This is a genomic window from Amycolatopsis sp. NPDC051128 (genome assembly GCF_040682715.1).
GTDB lineage: Bacteria > Actinomycetota > Actinomycetes > Mycobacteriales > Pseudonocardiaceae > Amycolatopsis.
This window is the reverse complement of sequence record NZ_JBFBBN010000031.1, coordinates 85,554-101,411: the sequence shown is the minus strand read 5'-3', so window position 1 is coordinate 101,411 and position 15,858 is coordinate 85,554. Positions and strand designations below refer to the sequence as shown.

Sequence of the window (15,858 nt, the reverse complement as noted above, 5' to 3'; positions counted from 1 at the left end):
ACACGTCCCCGACAGTTTCGGGCCGGGCGGCGCGAACGGTCCTTTCGCGCCGCCCGGACACCGCGGACCCCGTGATCCGAGCCGTAACTCGCGTGATCAGAACCGGAACTCGCGTGATTGGGCGCGTATCTCGCGTGATTGGCGGGGCATCAGCCGCGCGGCAGCCCCAACAGCCGTTCCGCGGTCAAGGACCGCAGCACCTGCGTCGTGCCGCCCGCGATCGACAGGCAGCGCGTCAGCAGGAACTCGTGCTGGACCGCCGACGCCGGGCCGTCCGCGGCCAGCGCGCCCGTCCCCGCCAGCTCCAACGCGAACTCGGCGACCTCCTGCCGGTGCCGCACCCCGAGCAGTTTCCGCACGCTCGACTCCGCGCCCGGGTCCTGCCCGCCGAGCCGCCGCAGCGCGGCCCGCAGATCCAGCACCGAACCCGCGACCCCGAACGCCACCAGCCCGCCGAGCCGGTCCAAGGCGACGTCGTCCAGCACCGAGGCGTCCACTGTGGACACCAGCGACTGCACGCTCTCGCCGACCGCGGACCCGCCGCCGATGGCCACCCGCTCGTTGGCCAGTGTCGTGCGCGCCAGCCGCCAGCCGCCCCCCGGCGAGCCGACGACGTCGGCGTCCGGCACGAACACGTCGTCGAGGAACACCTCGTTGAACACGGCATCGCCGGTGATCTCCCGCAGCGGCCGCGTGGTGATGCCCTCGGCGCGCATGTCGACCAGGAAGTAGGTGATGCCCTTGTGCTTGGGCACGTCCGGGTCGGTGCGGGCCAGGCAGATCCCCCAGTCGGCTTCGCGGGCGAGCGACGTCCACACCTTCTGCCCGGACAGCCGCCAGCCGCCGTCGACGCGCCGGGCCGTCGTCCGCAGCGACGCCAGGTCGGAGCCGGCACCGGGCTCGCTGAACAGCTGGCACCAGGTGATTTCCCCCCGCAGGGTGGGCCGGACGAACCGAAGGCGTTGCTCGTCGTCGCCGTGCTCGAGGATCGTCGGCACCGCCCACGCGCCGATCACCAGGTCCGGACGGCGGACACCGACGGACCGCAGCGCGGCGTCGATCCGCAGCTGCCCGGCGGCATCGGCGCCGCGGCCGAACGGCGCCGGCCAGTGCGGGGCCAGCAACCCGGCATCGGCCAGCGCGACCCGCTGGTCAGCTGCAGGCAGCGCGGCGATCCGCGCGACCTCGTCCCGCAACGCCGGATCGTCCCCGACGTCGATACCCAGGGTGCGCTCGGTTCCGGCGAGGGTCAGCGACGCCGCCTGACGGCGCCATCGGGCGGAACCACCGAGCCACTGCCGCAGGGCCACGGCCCGGCGCAGGTAGAGGTGCGCGTCGTGCTCCCAGGTGAACCCGATGCCACCCAGGACCTGGACGCAGTCCTTGGCGTTGGCGACGGCCGCGTCGAGGGCGACGACGGCCGCGCTCGTCACCGAAAGCGGGTGCTGCCCGCTCGCCGCGTCCCAGGCCAGCGCTTCGGCCGCTTCGGCGCGGCAGAGCATCTCCGCGCAGAGGTGCTTGATCGCCTGGAACGCGCCGATCGGTTTGCCGAACTGCTCGCGCACCTTGGCGTACTCGACGGCGACGGTCAGGCACCGCCGCGCCACCCCGGCGGCTTCGGCGGCGGCCAACGTCGCGGCCAGTTCCGCCACGGGCGGCAGCGTCAGCACGTCGTCGACATGGACGCCGGAGAACCGGATCCGCGCCGACGGGCGCGAGAAGTCGAACGGCGGCAGCGGCTCGACGGTCACGCCGGGAGTTCCCGGCGCGAGCAGCACGTGCCCGCCGTCGACCGGCACCAGCAGCCAGGCTCCGGGATCGGCGCCCGGCACCGGCCCGGTGACGCCGTCGTCGAGCGACGGCGCGTCCAGCAGCACCGCGACCGTGGCCTCCCCTTCGGCGAGTGCCGGGAGCAGCTCCTTCGCTTCGAGGACCTCCGCGAGCAGGAGGCCACCCAAAGCGGTACCGAGGACCGGGCCCGGAACGAGTTCCTCCGCCGCGGCGGCGAGCCCGGCGGCGAGATCGGCGATACTGCCGTCGGCTCCGCCGGCCGCGGCGGGCAGGGCGACGCCGAACAGGCCGAGCTCGGCGAAGCCCGCGGGGATCGCCGCGCCGGTCCCGGTTTCCGCCGCCCGCACCGCCTCTCGCGGGCGGTGCGCGGTGGACCAGGCGTGGATCGCCTCGGCCAGCGCGGCCTGTTCCTCGGTGAGCGCGACCGGCATGGGGCCTCCTCGCGGCGCGGGATCGTGTCGGCGGTTGCCGATCGGGCCATCCTACTCGCGAGTGTAGAACGTGTTATAGTTTTTCGGCCAGCGGGTCGGTTGTTGAACGTTTCGCCAGGACAGGTACTCTACGTCGTGAACTGGAACAAGTTCCGAAGGACGGGGGACGCCGATGCCCGGCAAAGCCAAAGCGCCGGCGAAGGCACGCGGTAACGGACTCAGCGCGATCGGCGCCGACGAACTCGGCTCGGCCGCCCAGCGCGACCGGCGGCGCCGGATCATCGACGCCACGCTCGCCCTGGCCGCGAAGGGCGGCTACGACGCCGTGCAGATGCGCGCGGTCGCGGAGAAGGCCGACGTCGCCCTCGGCACGCTGTACCGGTACTTCCCCTCGAAGATCCACCTGCTCGTCTCCGGGCTGGCGCGCGAGTTCGAACGCGCGCAGGAGAAGCTGGAGCGCCAGGCCATCCCCGGCGAGACGCCGGCCGAGCGGCTGATGTTCGTGCTCGGCCGCAACACCCGCCTGATGCAGCGCGACCCGCACCTCACCGAGGCGATGGTGCGCGCGTTCATGTTCGCCGACACCTCCGCCGCCGCCGAGGTCGAGCAGGTCGGCCTGCTGATGGAGAACATGTTCGCCAAGGCGATGGGCATCGCCGAGCCGACCGAGGCCGACCGCGACATCTTCCACGTGATCGCGGACGTCTGGATGGCCAACCTGGTGGCCTGGGTGACCCGCCGCGCCTCCGCCGCCGACGTCGCCAACCGCCTCGAGCTGTCGGTGCACCTGCTGCTGGACAAGTAGCCGCCGGTCAGCGGTGCGCGGCGGCCACCTCGGCCAGCTCGTCGAGGGCCTTGAGCGTCTCGGCCTCCGGCAGCGTCTCCAGCAGGAACGTGTAGCGCTCGACGCCCGCCTCGCGGAAGCCGTCGATCACCTGCGGCTTCGTCGGCCCGCCGAAGACGGCGAACTGCACGTCCTCGCGGCCCTGGTCGGCCAGCCAGCGACGCACGCGTTGCGCCTCTTCGAACCGCGTGAACCCGCGAAGCAGCCAGCCGTCGCCGTAGCGGGCGAGACGGTTCAGCGCCGCTTCGCTCTCGCCGCCGATGTAGATCGGGACGTGCGGCTTCTGCACCGGCTTCGGCCAGCTGTAGATCGGGTCGAGGTCGATGTGCTCGCCGTGGAACTCGGCCTCGTCCTTGGTCCAGATCTCCTTGAGCGCGGCCAGCTGCTCGTCGATCAGCGCGCCGCGCGTCTTCGGGTCGGTGCCGTGGTTGCGCATCTCCTCGCGGTTCCAGCCGACGCCGACGCCGAACAGCGCGCGGCCGTCGGAGATCAGGTCCAGCGACGCGACCTCCTTCGCCGTGTGGATCAGGTCGCGCTGGATCAGCAGCGCGATGCCGGTGCCGAGCAGCAGTTCCGACGTCGCGGTGGCCGCGGCGGCGAGCGCCACGAACGGGTCCAGCGTGCGGTAGTACACGCGGGGCAGGTCACCGCCGCCGGGGTAAGGCGATTCGCGGCTCGCCGGGATGTGCGAGTGCTCGGCCAGGAACAGCGAGTCGAAGCCGCGTTCCTCCAGCGCCGCGCCCAGCACGTCCGGCCGGATGCCCTCGTCGGTCACGAACGTCGAGATCCCGAATTTCATACTCCACCACTACCACCAGGCCGACGGAGCGTGCATGATGGAACGATCTCATCATTCGTTGAATAAGGGGGCAGCGATGGACGTACAGGACGTCGACTTCGAAGAGCTGTACCGGGGTGGCACGCCGATGGGCCGGAAGATGCCGTGGGACATCGGGGCGCCGCAGCCCGCCGTCGTCGCACTGGCCGACGCCGGCGAGTTCACCGGCGAAGTGCTCGACATCGGCTGTGGCCTCGGCGACAACTCGGCGTTCCTCGCTTCCCGCAGCCTGCGCGTCACCGGTCTGGACGGCGCGCCGTCGGCGATCGAGCAGGCCCGCGCCCGCACGCCCGACGTCACCTTCGCGGTCGCCGACGCGACGAAGCTCGAAGGCTACGAAGGACGCTTCGACACCGTGCTCGACAGCGCGCTCTACCACTGCCTGAGCGAGGACGAACGGCGCGCGTACCTCGCTGCCCTGACCCGCGCGACACGGCCTGGCGCGCGGCTGCACCTGTTCGCCTTTTCGCCGCAGGTGCCGGACGCGTTCCCGGCGCCCTACCTGATCAGCGAGGCCAACCTGCGCGAAACGGTCGGGAAGGACTGGACGATCGAGAAGCTCGAACCGACCGTCTACACGACGTCGATGACCCCGGACGAGCTGCGGCAGAGTATCCGGGAGGTGCTGGACGCCGACGCGGACGGCCTGACCGGGATGGCCACCGACGCGGACGGCCGCGTGCTGGTCCCGGTCTGGCGGCTGAAAGCGGTCCGCCGCTAGACGTTGCGCCGGTACTGGCCCCCGACCTCGAAGAACGCCTCCGTGATCTGCCCCAGCGAGCACACCCGCGCGGCATCCATCAGCACCCCGAACAGGTTGCCGCTGCGGGTGGCCGCTTCGCGCAGCACCTTCAGCGCCTGCTCGGCCTCCTCGTGGTGGCGGTGCTGGAAGTCCGCGAGCCGGTCCAGCTGGGACCGCTTCTCGGCCTCCGTCGCCCGCGCCAGCTCGACCTCGACGTCGGCCTCGCCTTCGCGGGGGTTGCGGAAGGTGTTGACGCCGATGATCGGCAGCGAGCCGTCGTGCTTCTTGCGCTCGTACAGGATCGACTCGTCCTGGATCTTGCCGCGCTGGTAGCCGGTCTCCATCGCGCCGAGCACGCCGCCGCGCTCGGAGATCCGGTCGAACTCGGTCAGCACGGCCTCCTCGACCAGGTCGGTCAGCTCGTCGATGACGAACGAGCCCTGCAGCGGGTTCTCGTTCTTCGACAGGCCCCACTCCTTGTTGATGATCATCTGGATGGCCATCGCGCGGCGCACCGACGACTCCGACGGCGTCGTGATCGCCTCGTCGAACGCGTTGGTGTGCAAGGAGTTCGCGTTGTCGTACAACGCACAGAGGGCTTGCAGCGTGGTGCGGATGTCGTTGAAGCTCATCTCCTGCGCGTGCAGCGACCGCCCGGACGTCTGCACGTGGTACTTGAGCTTCTGCGAGCGCTCGTTCGCGCCGTAGCGCTCGCGCATCGCCACCGCCCAGATCCGCCGCGCCACCCGGCCGAGCACCGAGTACTCCGCGTCCATCCCGTTGGAGAAGAAGAACGACAGGTTCGGCGCGAAGTCGTCGATGTCCATGCCGCGGGCGAGGTACGACTCGACGTAGGTGAACCCGTTGGACAGCGTGAAGGCCAGCTGCGAGATCGGGTTCGCCCCGGCCTCGGCGATGTGGTAGCCGGAGATCGACACCGAGTAGAAGTTCCGCACCCCGTGCTCGATGAACCACTCCTGGATGTCGGCCATCATCCGGAGGCTGAACTCGGTGGAGAAGATGCAGGTGTTCTGGCCCTGGTCCTCCTTGAGGATGTCGGCCTGCACGGTGCCCCGGACGTTGCGGAGCGCCCACTCGCGCAGCTCGACGGCCTCGTCGTCGGACGGCTCGCGGCCGTGCTCGGCCCGGAACTCCGTGAGCTTCTGGTCGATCGCGGTGTTGAGGAAGAAGGCCAGGATCGTCGGCGCCGGACCGTTGATGGTCATCGACACAGACGTGTTCGGCGCGGTCAGGTCGAAGCCGTCGTAGAGAACCTTCATGTCCTCGAGCGTCGCGATGGACACGCCCGACGTGCCGACCTTGCCGTAGATGTCGGGGCGGGTGTCGGGGTCGTGGCCGTAGAGCGTCACCGAGTCGAACGCGGTCGAGAGCCGCTTCGCCTCCGAGTCGGCCGACAGCAGCTTGAAGCGGCGGTTGGTGCGGAACGCGTCGCCCTCGCCGGCGAACATCCGCGCCGGGTCCTCGCCCTCGCGCTTGAAGGGGAAGACGCCCGCGGTGTACGGGAAGTAGCCGGGCAGGTTCTCGCGGCGCAGGAACGACAGCAGCTCGCCGGCCTCGGCGTACCGAGGCAGGGCGACGCGCGGGATCCGGTTGCCGGACAGCGTGTCGCGCCACAGCTGCGTGCGCAGTTCCTTGTCGCGGATCTTCACGACGAGCTCGTCCTGGCGGTACTCCTCGGCCAGCTCACGGAACCGCGAGAGGAGCTTGGTCGATTCGCCGTCCACATCGGACTCGGCCGCGGCGAGCAGGCCGTCCAGCGCGTCGGTCGAGGCGTCCACCTTGGCCAGCTCGGCGCGCGCCGTCGCCAAAGCGTCGCGCTTGCGGATCGCGGCGACCTGCTGCCCGGTCTTGGCGTGGTAGCCGCGGACGGTCTCGGCGATCTCGGCCAGGTAGCGTGAGCGGTTGCCGGGGATGATCGTCGAGGCGTCCGTGGACACCTTGCCTTCGACCCGCGGCAGGGCCCCCGCGGACACGCCGAGGCCGCGCTCGGCTAGCAGGCCGCGCAGGTGCTGGTACAGCGCGGTGACTCCGTCGTCGTTGAACTTCGCCGCGCTCGTGCCGTACACCGGCATGTCCTCGGGACCTTCCGAGAAGGCCTCACGGTTGCGCACCAGCTGGCGGGCGACGTCCCGGCGCGCGTCCTCCGCGCCGCGGCGCTCGAACTTGTTGATCGCGACGACGTCGGCGAAGTCGAGCATGTCGATCTTTTCCAGCTGCGACGCGGCGCCGAACTCCGGCGTCATCACGTACAGCGACTCGTCCACGAAGTCGACGATCCCGGCGTCGCCCTGGCCGATGCCCGGCGTCTCGACGATCACCAGGTCGAACCCGGCCGCCTTGCAGGCCAGGATCGACTCGCGCAGCCCGGCCGGGATCTCGCCGGACGTCGTGCGGGTCGCCAGCGAGCGGAAGTACACCGGAGAGCCGTCGAGGCAGTTCATCCGGATGCGGTCGCCGAGCAGCGCGCCGCCGCCCTTGCGCCGCGACGGGTCGACCGCGAGCACCGCGATCCGCAGCTTGTCCTCCTGGTCGAGGCGGAAGCGGCGGATCAGCTCGTCGGTGAGCGACGACTTGCCCGAGCCGCCGGTGCCGGTGATGCCGAGGACCGGCACCTCCCGTTTGCCCGCGGCCTCGGTGATACCGCCCAGCAGGTCCCCGGACAGCCGCTCCGCCTGCAGCTGGGTGATGACCCGCGAGAGCGCGGCGACGTCGCCGGAGAGCACCTTGTCCAGTGCCGGGCCGTCGGCCGCGAGGTCGACGTCGCAGGCCTTGATCATCAGGTTGATCATGCCCGGCAAGCCCATCTCGTAGCCGTCCTCGGGCGAGAAGATGCGGGTGACGCCGCGCGAGTGCAGCAGCTCGATCTCCTCACGCACGATCACCCCGCCCCCGCCGCCGAAGACCTTGATGTGGCCGGCGCCGCGCTCACGGAGCAGCTCGACCAGATAGGAGAAGTACTCGACGTGCCCGCCCTGGTAAGCCGAGATGGCGACACCCTGGACATCCTCGGCGATGGCCGCGGTGGCCACCTCGTCGACCGACCGGTTGTGGCCGAGGTGGACGACCTCCGCGCCCTGTGACTGCAGGATCCGCCGCATGATGTTGATCGACGCGTCGTGGCCGTCGAACAAGCTCGACGCGGTGACGAACCGGACGGGGTGCGCGGGGCGGTACAGCTCACTGCTCATCCCTCCAAAATACTTTGACTTCCTACTATTGGAAACCCGAGGTTCGGTGACGCGGGTCTCAGGCCGCCGGGGAGAAACCTTGACAGCGCGCAGCTCAAGGCTATATTTAACGACTATGTTAATTAACAGGCCGGCGAAATGACGGACACGCTGAGCCGGACGTTCTCGGCTCTCGCCGACCCCACCCGGCGCGCCATCCTCGCCCGGCTGTCCACCGGCGAGGCGACGGTGAACGAGCTCGCCGAGCCGTTCCCGATGAGCCTCCCCGCGGTTTCCCGGCACCTGAAGGTCCTGGAACAGGCCGGGCTGATCACCCGCGGCCGCAGCCGCCAGTGGCGGCCCTGCCGGCTGGAGGCGAAACCCCTGGAGGACGTCGCCGGGTGGGTGGCCGCCTACCGCCGGTTCTGGGACGACGGGTTCGACCGACTCGAGGAGCACCTGAGGAGCCTGACCGGCGATGCCTGACCTGGAGATCACGCGCGTGTTCGACGCGCCCCGTGAGCTCGTGTTCGCCGCCTGGAGCGAGCCCGGCCGGCTGGCGAGCTGGCTGGGTCCGCACGGCTTCACCGGGTCCGCCGTCACCCTCGACCCGCGTCCCGGCGGCCACTGGCGGGCCTGCATCCGCTCCGCCGAAGGCGAAGAGCACTGGATGCACGGCGTCTACCGCGAGGTCAGCGCCCCCGAACGGCTGGTGTTCACCTTCGCCTGGGACACCGAGGGCGACCTGCGGACCGAGACGCTCGTGACGATCGGCTTCGCCGACCTCGACGGCAAGACCGAGATGACCTTCACCCAGACCGGCTTCCCGACCGACGCCGAGCGCGACGGCCACCACGATGGCTGGACCTCCAGCTTCGACGACCTGACCGGCTTCATCCGAGGAAAGGACGCCCGATGACCGCCACCCAGCACGCCCTGCCCGAGATCGTCTCGCCGGAGGAATGGCAGGCCGCGCGCGACGCGCTGCTCGTCAAGGAGAAGGAGCACATGAAGGCGGCCGACCACCTCGCCGCCGAGCGCCGCCGGCTGCCGATGGTCCGCTTCGACGCGAAGTACCCGTTCGACAGCGCGGACGGGCAGGTCAGCCTGCTCGACCTGTTCGAGGGCCGCCGTCAGCTGATCGTCTACCACTTCATGCTGCACCCCGGCGACGAGGCGGGCTGCCCCGGCTGTTCCCTGCTCGTCGACAACATGCCGCACCTGGCGCACCTGCACGCCCGCGACGTCACGCTCAAGGTCGTCGCGCCGGCGACCCTGCCGGAGATCGAGCGGTACCGGGCGCGGATGGGCTGGGACGTCCCTTGGGTTTCCGCGCACGGCACCGGGTTCACCGACGACTGCGGCGTGGGTATGGGGTTCGGCGTGAGCGTGTTCCTGCGGGACGGCGACGAGGTCTTCCGGACCTACTTCACCTCCGGCCGCGGCGGGGAGATGTTCCTCGCGTCGCACCGGTACCTCGACGTCACACCGCTGGGCCGTCAGGAGGCATGGGAAGAGGAAAGCCGCGGTGACGACGCTCCCAGCTCCTGGTGGCGCCGCCACGACGAGTACTGAAAACTTTCTCCGGCGGACGTGTCCGGTCGGCGGCCGCGGCTCCGACCCTCTCGCGTAAGCACCCCGGCAGGAGGAGACGGAAATGCGCGAGATCACCTACTTTGTCCACACTTCGCTCGACGGCTGTGTGGAGGGCCCGGACGGCGAGTTCGACTGGCCCGTCATGGGCCCCGAGCTGTCCGGCTACTCGCGGGAACTGACCGCGCGCCACGGCGAGTTCGCCTACGGGCGGCGGGTCTGGGACATGATGTCCGGGTTCTGGCCGACCGCCGAGTCGGTCTCCGACGACCCGCACGACGTCGCGTTCGCGCCCGTCTGGCGCGAGACGCCGAAGATCGTGTTCTCGCGGACGCTGGAGCAGGCCGGCTGGAACACCCGCGTGGTCGGTGGCGACCTGCGCGAGACGGTCGCCGCGCTCAAGGCGGAGCCGGGGAAGGACGTGCTGCTCATGGGCGGCGCGGAGCTGGCCGCCGAGCTCACCGCGCGTGGCCTGATCGACGAGTACCTGGTGGTCGTCCATCCGGTCGTCCTCGGCGGCGGCAAGCGCCCGTTCGCCGAGGGCACCGCGCGGCTCGGCCTCGAGCTGGTCGAGTCGCGCACCTTCGACGGCCGGGTCGTCCTGCTGCGCTTCCGGCGCGCGTGAAGGAACGCAGAGCCTCTGACGGCCGACATCTGCCCTGATGATGGTGGCCGTCGGAGGCTTTGCGGCCTCGTTACCGCGCCTTGGCCGCCCGAAGCGCGATCCACTGCCGCATGGCGTACTCGACCAGCGTGATCAGCGTCTGCTTCGTCGACTCGCGGTCGCGGGCGTCGCAGCGGACGATCGGGATGTTCGGGTCGATCGACAGCGCCTCGCGGACGTCGTTGATGTCGTGCTCCAGCACGCCGTCGAACGTGTTGACGCCGACGATGTAGGGCAGGCCCCGGTCCTCGAAGAAGTCGATCGGCGCGAACGAGTCGGCCAGCCGGCGCGTGTCGGCCAGCACGACGGCGCCGATCGCGCCGCGGACCAGGTCGTCCCACATGAACCAGAACCGCTGCTGCCCGGGCGTGCCGAACAGGTAGAGGATCAGGTCCGCGTCCAGCGACACCCGGCCGAAGTCCATCGCCACCGTGGTCGTCGACTTGTTCGGGGTGTGGTCGAGGTTGTCGACGCCGACGCTCGCGTCGGTCATCATCGCCTCGGTGGTGAGCGGCACGATCTCCGACACCGACCCGACGAACGTCGTCTTCCCCGCACCGAAACCGCCAGCCACCACGATCTTGGCGGATGTCATGGTCGGGGGCGCGGTGTCCCGCGGTGCCTTAAAGCCGACGGAGTCCACTCAAAACCCTTTCCATCAACACCAGATGTGCCTCGGCGCCGTCATTACCCGTAATCGTCTTGTGCACTGTGACCAGCCCCGCGTCCGCCGCGTCGCTGATCAGCACCCGGGCCACGCCCAGAGGCACCCGCAGCGCCGACACGATCTCGGCGACCGAACGGGGGGTCCGGCACTCTTCCATGATCGAGATGCACTCGATCTGCTCCGCGGCCACTTCGGGGAAGTCACCGGTGGCAGCGTAGTCCTTCGCGGAGATCAGTGTCTCCAGCTCCAGGGCGTAGTTCGCGCGGGTGCGCCCGCCGGTCAGCGCGTAGGGCCGGACGATCGCCGTCAGCTCCTCGGGCACGGGCGGCTGCTCGAACACCGCGGGCATGACGAACTCGCCGCTGGGCGGGCCCGGGTCGAAGAGCCCGCCCGATCTGGGGCTGTCCCCATCGGTGCTGCCGGGTGGGGAGACTAACGAGGTCACACGATCTCCTTGGTCGGCCGGCGGCGCGGACGCCGTCGGTTCCGCGGCCGCGTGTGCACCGGCGGACGGGGGTGGTGGGGACTTCTTGCTCTTTCCGCGCTTCCGGCGGGCACGGGCGGAATCCAGGGTGAACCCGTTGAGGACATCGGCGAACGTGCCGTCGCCCCGTGCGTCGGACGCGGCGTGTCCCGCCGCCTCCGGTGGCTCACCGTGAGATCCGGACCCCGTGCTCATCGCGCCATCATCCCACCGGTTCGCCGATCAGCGACCCACTCGAGCCCTGGAGCTGGGCGCGCAGCTCCGGGGTGAGGATCTGACCGACCCGGTCGACGAGCATCGTCATCTCGTAGGCGACCTGGCCGATGTCGCAGTTGGGAGCGGCGAGCACGGCGAGGCAGGAGCCGTCGCTGATCGACATCAGCACCATGATCCCCAGCTCCATCTCGACGACGGTCTCGTTGACCGCACCGGCCTCGAAGCACCGGGCGGCGCCCTGGGTGAGGCTGACCAGGCCCGAAGCGACCGCGGCGAGCTGGTCGGCTCGGTCGAGGGGGAGCCGGTTCGACGCGGTCAGCAGCAGCCCGTCCGCCGAGACGACCACGGCGTGCGCCACGCCGGGCACCCGCTCCGCGAAGTCGTTCACCAGCCAGCCGAACTGGTTGTGCGTCGGCTGAGCGCTACTCGGCGAGGTCATTCACCCTCCAAGGTCTCGTGGTTGGTCTCGGCCGCCTGTGCGGTGCGGTTGCGTCCGCGCTCGATGCCCTGCTGGAAGCTCCGCAGGCGGCCACGCACGTCGTGTGCGTCCCGTTGTGGTCGGGGGGCCGGGGCCCCGGTGGACGGTACCGCGCCGCCCGGGAGCAACTGCTCCCCGCGACGGCGCCGGGGCAATCCTGCCGAAGTGAAAGTGGAGGGTGTCGACTGGGACACCGCTTGCACCGCGCGCCAGCCGTCGTCCGTGTCGAAGTTCCACTCCGACGTGGGCTCGACAGCGGCCTCTTCCTGGCGCGGCGCACGGGTTTCCGGGGCCGCGGCCCTGCGGTTCGGCAGTGTCGACGGCGGGACGGCCGGACGGCCGGTCGCCGGGTCACCGGGCTCCGACGAGCCCGGCTGAGCGACGTGCGGGGGGTGGACGCTCGGCAGCTGCCCGGTCACGGTGCCCTGCTGCGACGCCTGCACACCCGGCTGACGCAGCGCGTTCAGCTGCGAACCGGCAGCCGGCGACTGCGGCACACCGTTCCGCTGCTGCCCGGATTCGGCGCCCTGCGACACTCCCGCCCCCAGCACACCCGACTGACGCACCACGTTCGACTGCGAACCGGCCGCGGGCGTCTGTCCACCTGGCTGCGGCAGATCACCCGGCTGCGAACCGGCCGCGCGGGCCTGCTGAACCCGCTTCGGCAGGCCACTCGGCCGCGAACCGCCCGCGGGAGCCTTCTCGCCCGGCTGCGACAGACCGTTCCGCCGGGAACCGGCCTCCGGGACCGGCCCTCGCCGTCTCGGCTGTGGCAGGCCGTTCGGCTGCGATGCGGGCGCCGGCGGCTGCTGTCCCGACTGGGGGAAGTCCTTCGGCTGGAAGCCCGTCGCGGCTTCCGGCTGCGGCGCGGCCCCGGCACCTTGCTGTTCCGGCTGGTGCGGGGCTGCGGCGGCGGCCTGTGCGGTCGAACCAGGCGCCGGGCCCGGCGAAGCCTCCGGTTGCCCGAAGGCCTGCGGGTTCGCCGCCGCTTGGCGAGCCTGCCTGCGGCCGCGCGTCACTCCCTGCTGGAAGCTGCTGAGCCGCCCGCGCACGTCCGCCGGGTCGCGGACCGGCAGCTCGGCACGGGCCGGGGCCGGGGCCGGGGTGGGGGCCGCCGGGACCGCGCTGCCCGGCATGAGCTGCTCGCCCCGGCGGCGGCGCGGCAGCCCGGCCTCGGTGAACGCCGTCGGCTCGGCCTGCGTCACCGCCTGGACCGTGCGCCAGTTCTCGTCGCTCGCGAAGTCCCAGCTGCGACGCTCCGCCGGCTCGGCGGCCGGCTTCTCCGCCGCTTCTCCCGACGCGGCCGAGTCCTCGGAGGCCGGCTTCTCGGCGGGCTTGTCGTCGCGGAACCACACGGACAGCATCTCGTCGAAGATCGGCGTCGTCTCCGAGCGGTCGGGCACCGGGGCCGGGGCGGGCGCCGGCGTCGCGGCCGCCTGCTGCCACCAGTCGCTGAGCGTGGTCGCGTTGGCGGAGAACAGGTCCTTGCCCGCGGGCAGGTCGCCGGCCCGGGGCGGCTGCCGCGGTTGCGCCGCGGGCACCGGCGGCAGGGCCGGGCGCGGCGGCGGGGTCTCGTCGTCCTTCGGGATCGGGGTGAACAGCTCCGTCCCGGAGATCTCCAGGTCGGACGGCGGGCGCGTGGCGGCGGGGCCGTGCTCGTCGGACAGCCCGGCGAGGTCGCCCGCCGACGGCCACCACTCCTCCCCCGTCGTCGGCTGCCGGGGCACCACCGGCCGCGGGCGGGAGCTGCCGTTGACCTGGCGACGCGGCAGCGGGTTGCCCGCCGCGGGGCTGGTGGGGTGCTGCTGCAGGGCGCCGATCGGGCCGGTCACCGGGCCGTCGGTCAGCGGCAGCACCAGCTCGGCCGGGACCACGACGGTGGCGCGGACGCCGACGATGTCCCGGCCTCCGTGCAGCGACACTCCGATCCGGTGCCTGCCGGCCAGCCTGCCGACCACGAACAGGCCCATCCGGCGCGAGGTGGCCAGGTCGATCGACCAAGCCTCGGTCAGCCGGGTGTTCGCCTCGACGACCTCGACCTGGTTCATGCCGATGCCCTTGTCGAGGATGTCGATGTTGAGCGAGCCGTCCTCGCCCAGCCGCGACGCCACGGTCACCGACGTCTCGGGCGCGGAGAACGCGGTGGCGTTGTCCAGCAGCTCGGCGACCAGGCGCATCAGGTCGCTCGCGGCGTACCCGACGATCCGGGCCGGGGGCGGCGGCTGCACCTGGACCCGCTGGTACTGCTCGATCTCCGACACCGCGGCGCGGAGCATGTCGGTGGTGCCGACCGGCTTCCCGGACCGGCGGCCCGGCTCGGCGCCCGACAGCACCATCAGGTTCTCGTTGTTGCGCCGCATCCGGGTGGCGAGGTGGTCGAGCTGGAACAGCGTCGCCAGCTGGTCGGCGTCCTCTTCGTCACGCTCGAGCTGCTCGATCAGCTGCAGCTGCCGCTGCACCAGGCTCTGGCTGCGCCGCGAGAGGTTGACGAAGACGCTGCCGTAGCCGGTGCGCATCGCGGCCTGCTCGGTCGCCAGCCGCAGCGCCTCGTGGTGCACCTTGTCGAAGGCCCGCGCCACCTCGCCGACCTCGTCGTCGGTCAGCACCGGGACCGGCCGGACGTCGATGCTCTGCGCGCGGCCCTCCTGGATGTTGCGGACCGCCTCCGGCAGCGCGGTCTCGGCGACGTCGAGCGCGCTGCGCCGCAGCACCTTCAGCGAACGCAGCAGCTGGCGGGTGATGAGGAAGACGACCGCGACGGCGAGCACCATCGCGCTGAACAGCAGCACCGCGAGCAGGCCGGCGCCGGTGCTGGACTCGTCGACCAGCTCCGCCGACCTCGCCGACGCCGACGCGCCGAGCCGGTCGGCGACCTGGCCGATCTGCGTGCGCATCGCGGCGGAGGCGGCGTTCCAGTCGGGCGCCGACAGCCCGCGGAAGGCGTCGTCCACCGTGTCGCCCTGCGCGTTCAGCACGGCCTCGACCATCCGGGCCCGGCTCTGCGCCTGCGTGCCCTCGGCGATCGCCGAGAAGTCGCGCTGCAGCCCGTCGCCCGCCGCGGACCGGAAGTCGACGAGCCGGTCGGTGAGCCGGAGTTCGGCGGCGCGGAGGGTGGCCAGCTCGCTCGGCGTCAGGGCGGCGCGGGAGATGCCGTAGGAGACCAGCGCCTGGCTGAGCGAAACCTGCTCACCCGCGACGAGGAGCTCGTGCAACCCGGCGGGCGTGCCGCCGAGGGTGCCGTCGCCCGCGCCCGCGGTGGCGGCGGTGTCGAGGCTGATCAGCGATCCCGTGACCCCGGAGTACCCGGTGACGGCCTGCGCCTGGTCGAGCTGGCCGGCGTCGACCTGACGGCGGAGGAAGCCGAGGTTGCCGACCTGCGCGGTGGCGGCGCCGGCGGCGCCGGCCACGCCGGGTTCGACGGTGACCGCGCGGGCCTGCGCCGCGGTGAACGGGCCGGTCGCGGCGTCCGTGGCCTTCCGGGCCGCGGCCAGCTCGGGGGTGCCGCCGACGGTGCCCTGGGTCAGCATCGCCGTGGTGACCGTGCGCTCCTGCTGCAGCGCGGCGGTGAGCGCGCGCACCTGGCCGCCGAGCGCGACGAGCCGGTCGAGCCGCTGGTACTCGTCCGAGCGGCCGACCTGGGCGGCGATCGTCGCGACGCCGAGCACCAGCGCGATGACGATCGGCACGACGGTGACGGCCGACAGCTTGACGGGCAGGCTCCAGTCGCGCCATTGCACCAGCGCGCGCCACGCGGCCTGCCCCTTCGACCGGCGGGGCGCTCGGCCGAGCAGTTCTCCGACGGGCACCTGACCTTCTCCTGCAACGGTCACGTAAGTGACTCCCTGTCCGGCGTCATGGATCCGCGTCGGCGGCGCGGCGTCCCGGCTCGCGGCGGGCCGTCGGACGGCCGTGCCGTCCCCAC

At 71.6% G+C, this 15,858-nt stretch carries 13 protein-coding genes; 6 read left to right on the top strand and 7 right to left on the bottom strand.

What is annotated here, in order from left to right:
• Positions 1 to 149: 149 nt before the first annotated feature.
• Complete coding sequence (locus AB0M82_RS28210) at positions 150 to 2,222, bottom strand: acyl-CoA dehydrogenase (RefSeq protein WP_364727862.1); 2,073 nt, start codon at positions 2,220 to 2,222, stop codon at positions 150 to 152.
• Positions 2,223 to 2,394: 172 nt separating this feature from the next.
• Here AB0M82_RS28210 and kstR point away from each other — a divergent pair, with 172 nt between their 5' ends.
• On the top strand, positions 2,395 to 3,027 hold the full coding sequence (gene kstR / locus AB0M82_RS28205; RefSeq protein ID WP_364727859.1) for a cholesterol catabolism transcriptional regulator KstR: 633 nt from the start codon (positions 2,395 to 2,397) through the stop codon (positions 3,025 to 3,027).
• Positions 3,028 to 3,034: 7 nt separating this feature from the next.
• On the opposite strand, the gene AB0M82_RS28200 is transcribed toward kstR, so the two are convergent.
• Complete coding sequence (locus AB0M82_RS28200; protein WP_364727856.1) at positions 3,035 to 3,865, bottom strand: LLM class F420-dependent oxidoreductase; 831 nt, start codon at positions 3,863 to 3,865, stop codon at positions 3,035 to 3,037.
• Between the two features lie 76 nt (positions 3,866 to 3,941).
• Between AB0M82_RS28200 and AB0M82_RS28195 the strand changes: the two genes are divergently transcribed.
• Positions 3,942 to 4,625, top strand: a complete 684-nt coding sequence (locus tag AB0M82_RS28195; protein ID WP_364727853.1) for a class I SAM-dependent methyltransferase — start codon at positions 3,942 to 3,944, stop codon at positions 4,623 to 4,625.
• Here the strand turns inward: AB0M82_RS28195 and icmF are convergent.
• On the bottom strand, positions 4,622 to 7,855 hold the full coding sequence (gene icmF, locus AB0M82_RS28190; RefSeq protein WP_364727850.1) for a fused isobutyryl-CoA mutase/GTPase IcmF: 3,234 nt from the start codon (positions 7,853 to 7,855) through the stop codon (positions 4,622 to 4,624). The genes AB0M82_RS28195 and icmF overlap by 4 nt on opposite strands.
• Positions 7,856 to 7,993: 138 nt before the next feature.
• Here icmF and AB0M82_RS28185 point away from each other — a divergent pair, with 138 nt between their 5' ends.
• From AB0M82_RS28185 to AB0M82_RS28170, 4 genes are all read left to right on the top strand, one after another.
• Complete coding sequence (locus AB0M82_RS28185) at positions 7,994 to 8,320, top strand: metalloregulator ArsR/SmtB family transcription factor (RefSeq protein WP_364727848.1); 327 nt, start codon at positions 7,994 to 7,996, stop codon at positions 8,318 to 8,320.
• Complete coding sequence (locus AB0M82_RS28180; RefSeq protein WP_364727846.1) at positions 8,313 to 8,753, top strand: SRPBCC domain-containing protein; 441 nt, start codon at positions 8,313 to 8,315, stop codon at positions 8,751 to 8,753. The genes AB0M82_RS28185 and AB0M82_RS28180 overlap by 8 nt, the downstream gene beginning before the upstream one ends.
• Entirely contained in the window at positions 8,750 to 9,409 is a 660-nt protein-coding gene (locus AB0M82_RS28175; protein ID WP_364727844.1) for a DUF899 domain-containing protein, read from the top strand. Before AB0M82_RS28180 ends, AB0M82_RS28175 begins: the two co-directional genes overlap by 4 nt.
• A gap of 82 nt (positions 9,410 to 9,491) precedes the next feature.
• Entirely contained in the window at positions 9,492 to 10,052 is a 561-nt protein-coding gene (locus AB0M82_RS28170; RefSeq protein WP_364727842.1) for a dihydrofolate reductase family protein, read from the top strand.
• Between the two features lie 70 nt (positions 10,053 to 10,122).
• Here AB0M82_RS28170 and AB0M82_RS28165 read toward each other — a convergent pair whose 3' ends face one another.
• From AB0M82_RS28165 to AB0M82_RS28150, 4 genes are read right to left on the bottom strand one after another with little or no spacing between them, the layout of a single operon-like run.
• Positions 10,123 to 10,686, bottom strand: coding sequence for an ATP/GTP-binding protein (locus tag AB0M82_RS28165; RefSeq protein WP_364564949.1), 564 nt, complete (start codon positions 10,684 to 10,686; stop codon positions 10,123 to 10,125).
• Between the two features lie 28 nt (positions 10,687 to 10,714).
• Positions 10,715 to 11,437, bottom strand: coding sequence for a DUF742 domain-containing protein (locus AB0M82_RS28160; RefSeq protein WP_364727840.1), 723 nt, complete (start codon positions 11,435 to 11,437; stop codon positions 10,715 to 10,717).
• 7 nt (positions 11,438 to 11,444) lie between these two features.
• The gene (locus AB0M82_RS28155) at positions 11,445 to 11,897 is read right to left on the bottom strand and encodes a roadblock/LC7 domain-containing protein (protein ID WP_364727837.1); all 453 of its coding nucleotides are present in this window, start codon (positions 11,895 to 11,897) and stop codon (positions 11,445 to 11,447) included.
• Entirely contained in the window at positions 11,894 to 15,742 is a 3,849-nt protein-coding gene (locus AB0M82_RS28150) for a nitrate- and nitrite sensing domain-containing protein (protein WP_364727835.1), read from the bottom strand. Before AB0M82_RS28150 ends, AB0M82_RS28155 begins: the two co-directional genes overlap by 4 nt.
• Between the last annotated feature and the right edge of the window lie 116 nt (positions 15,743 to 15,858).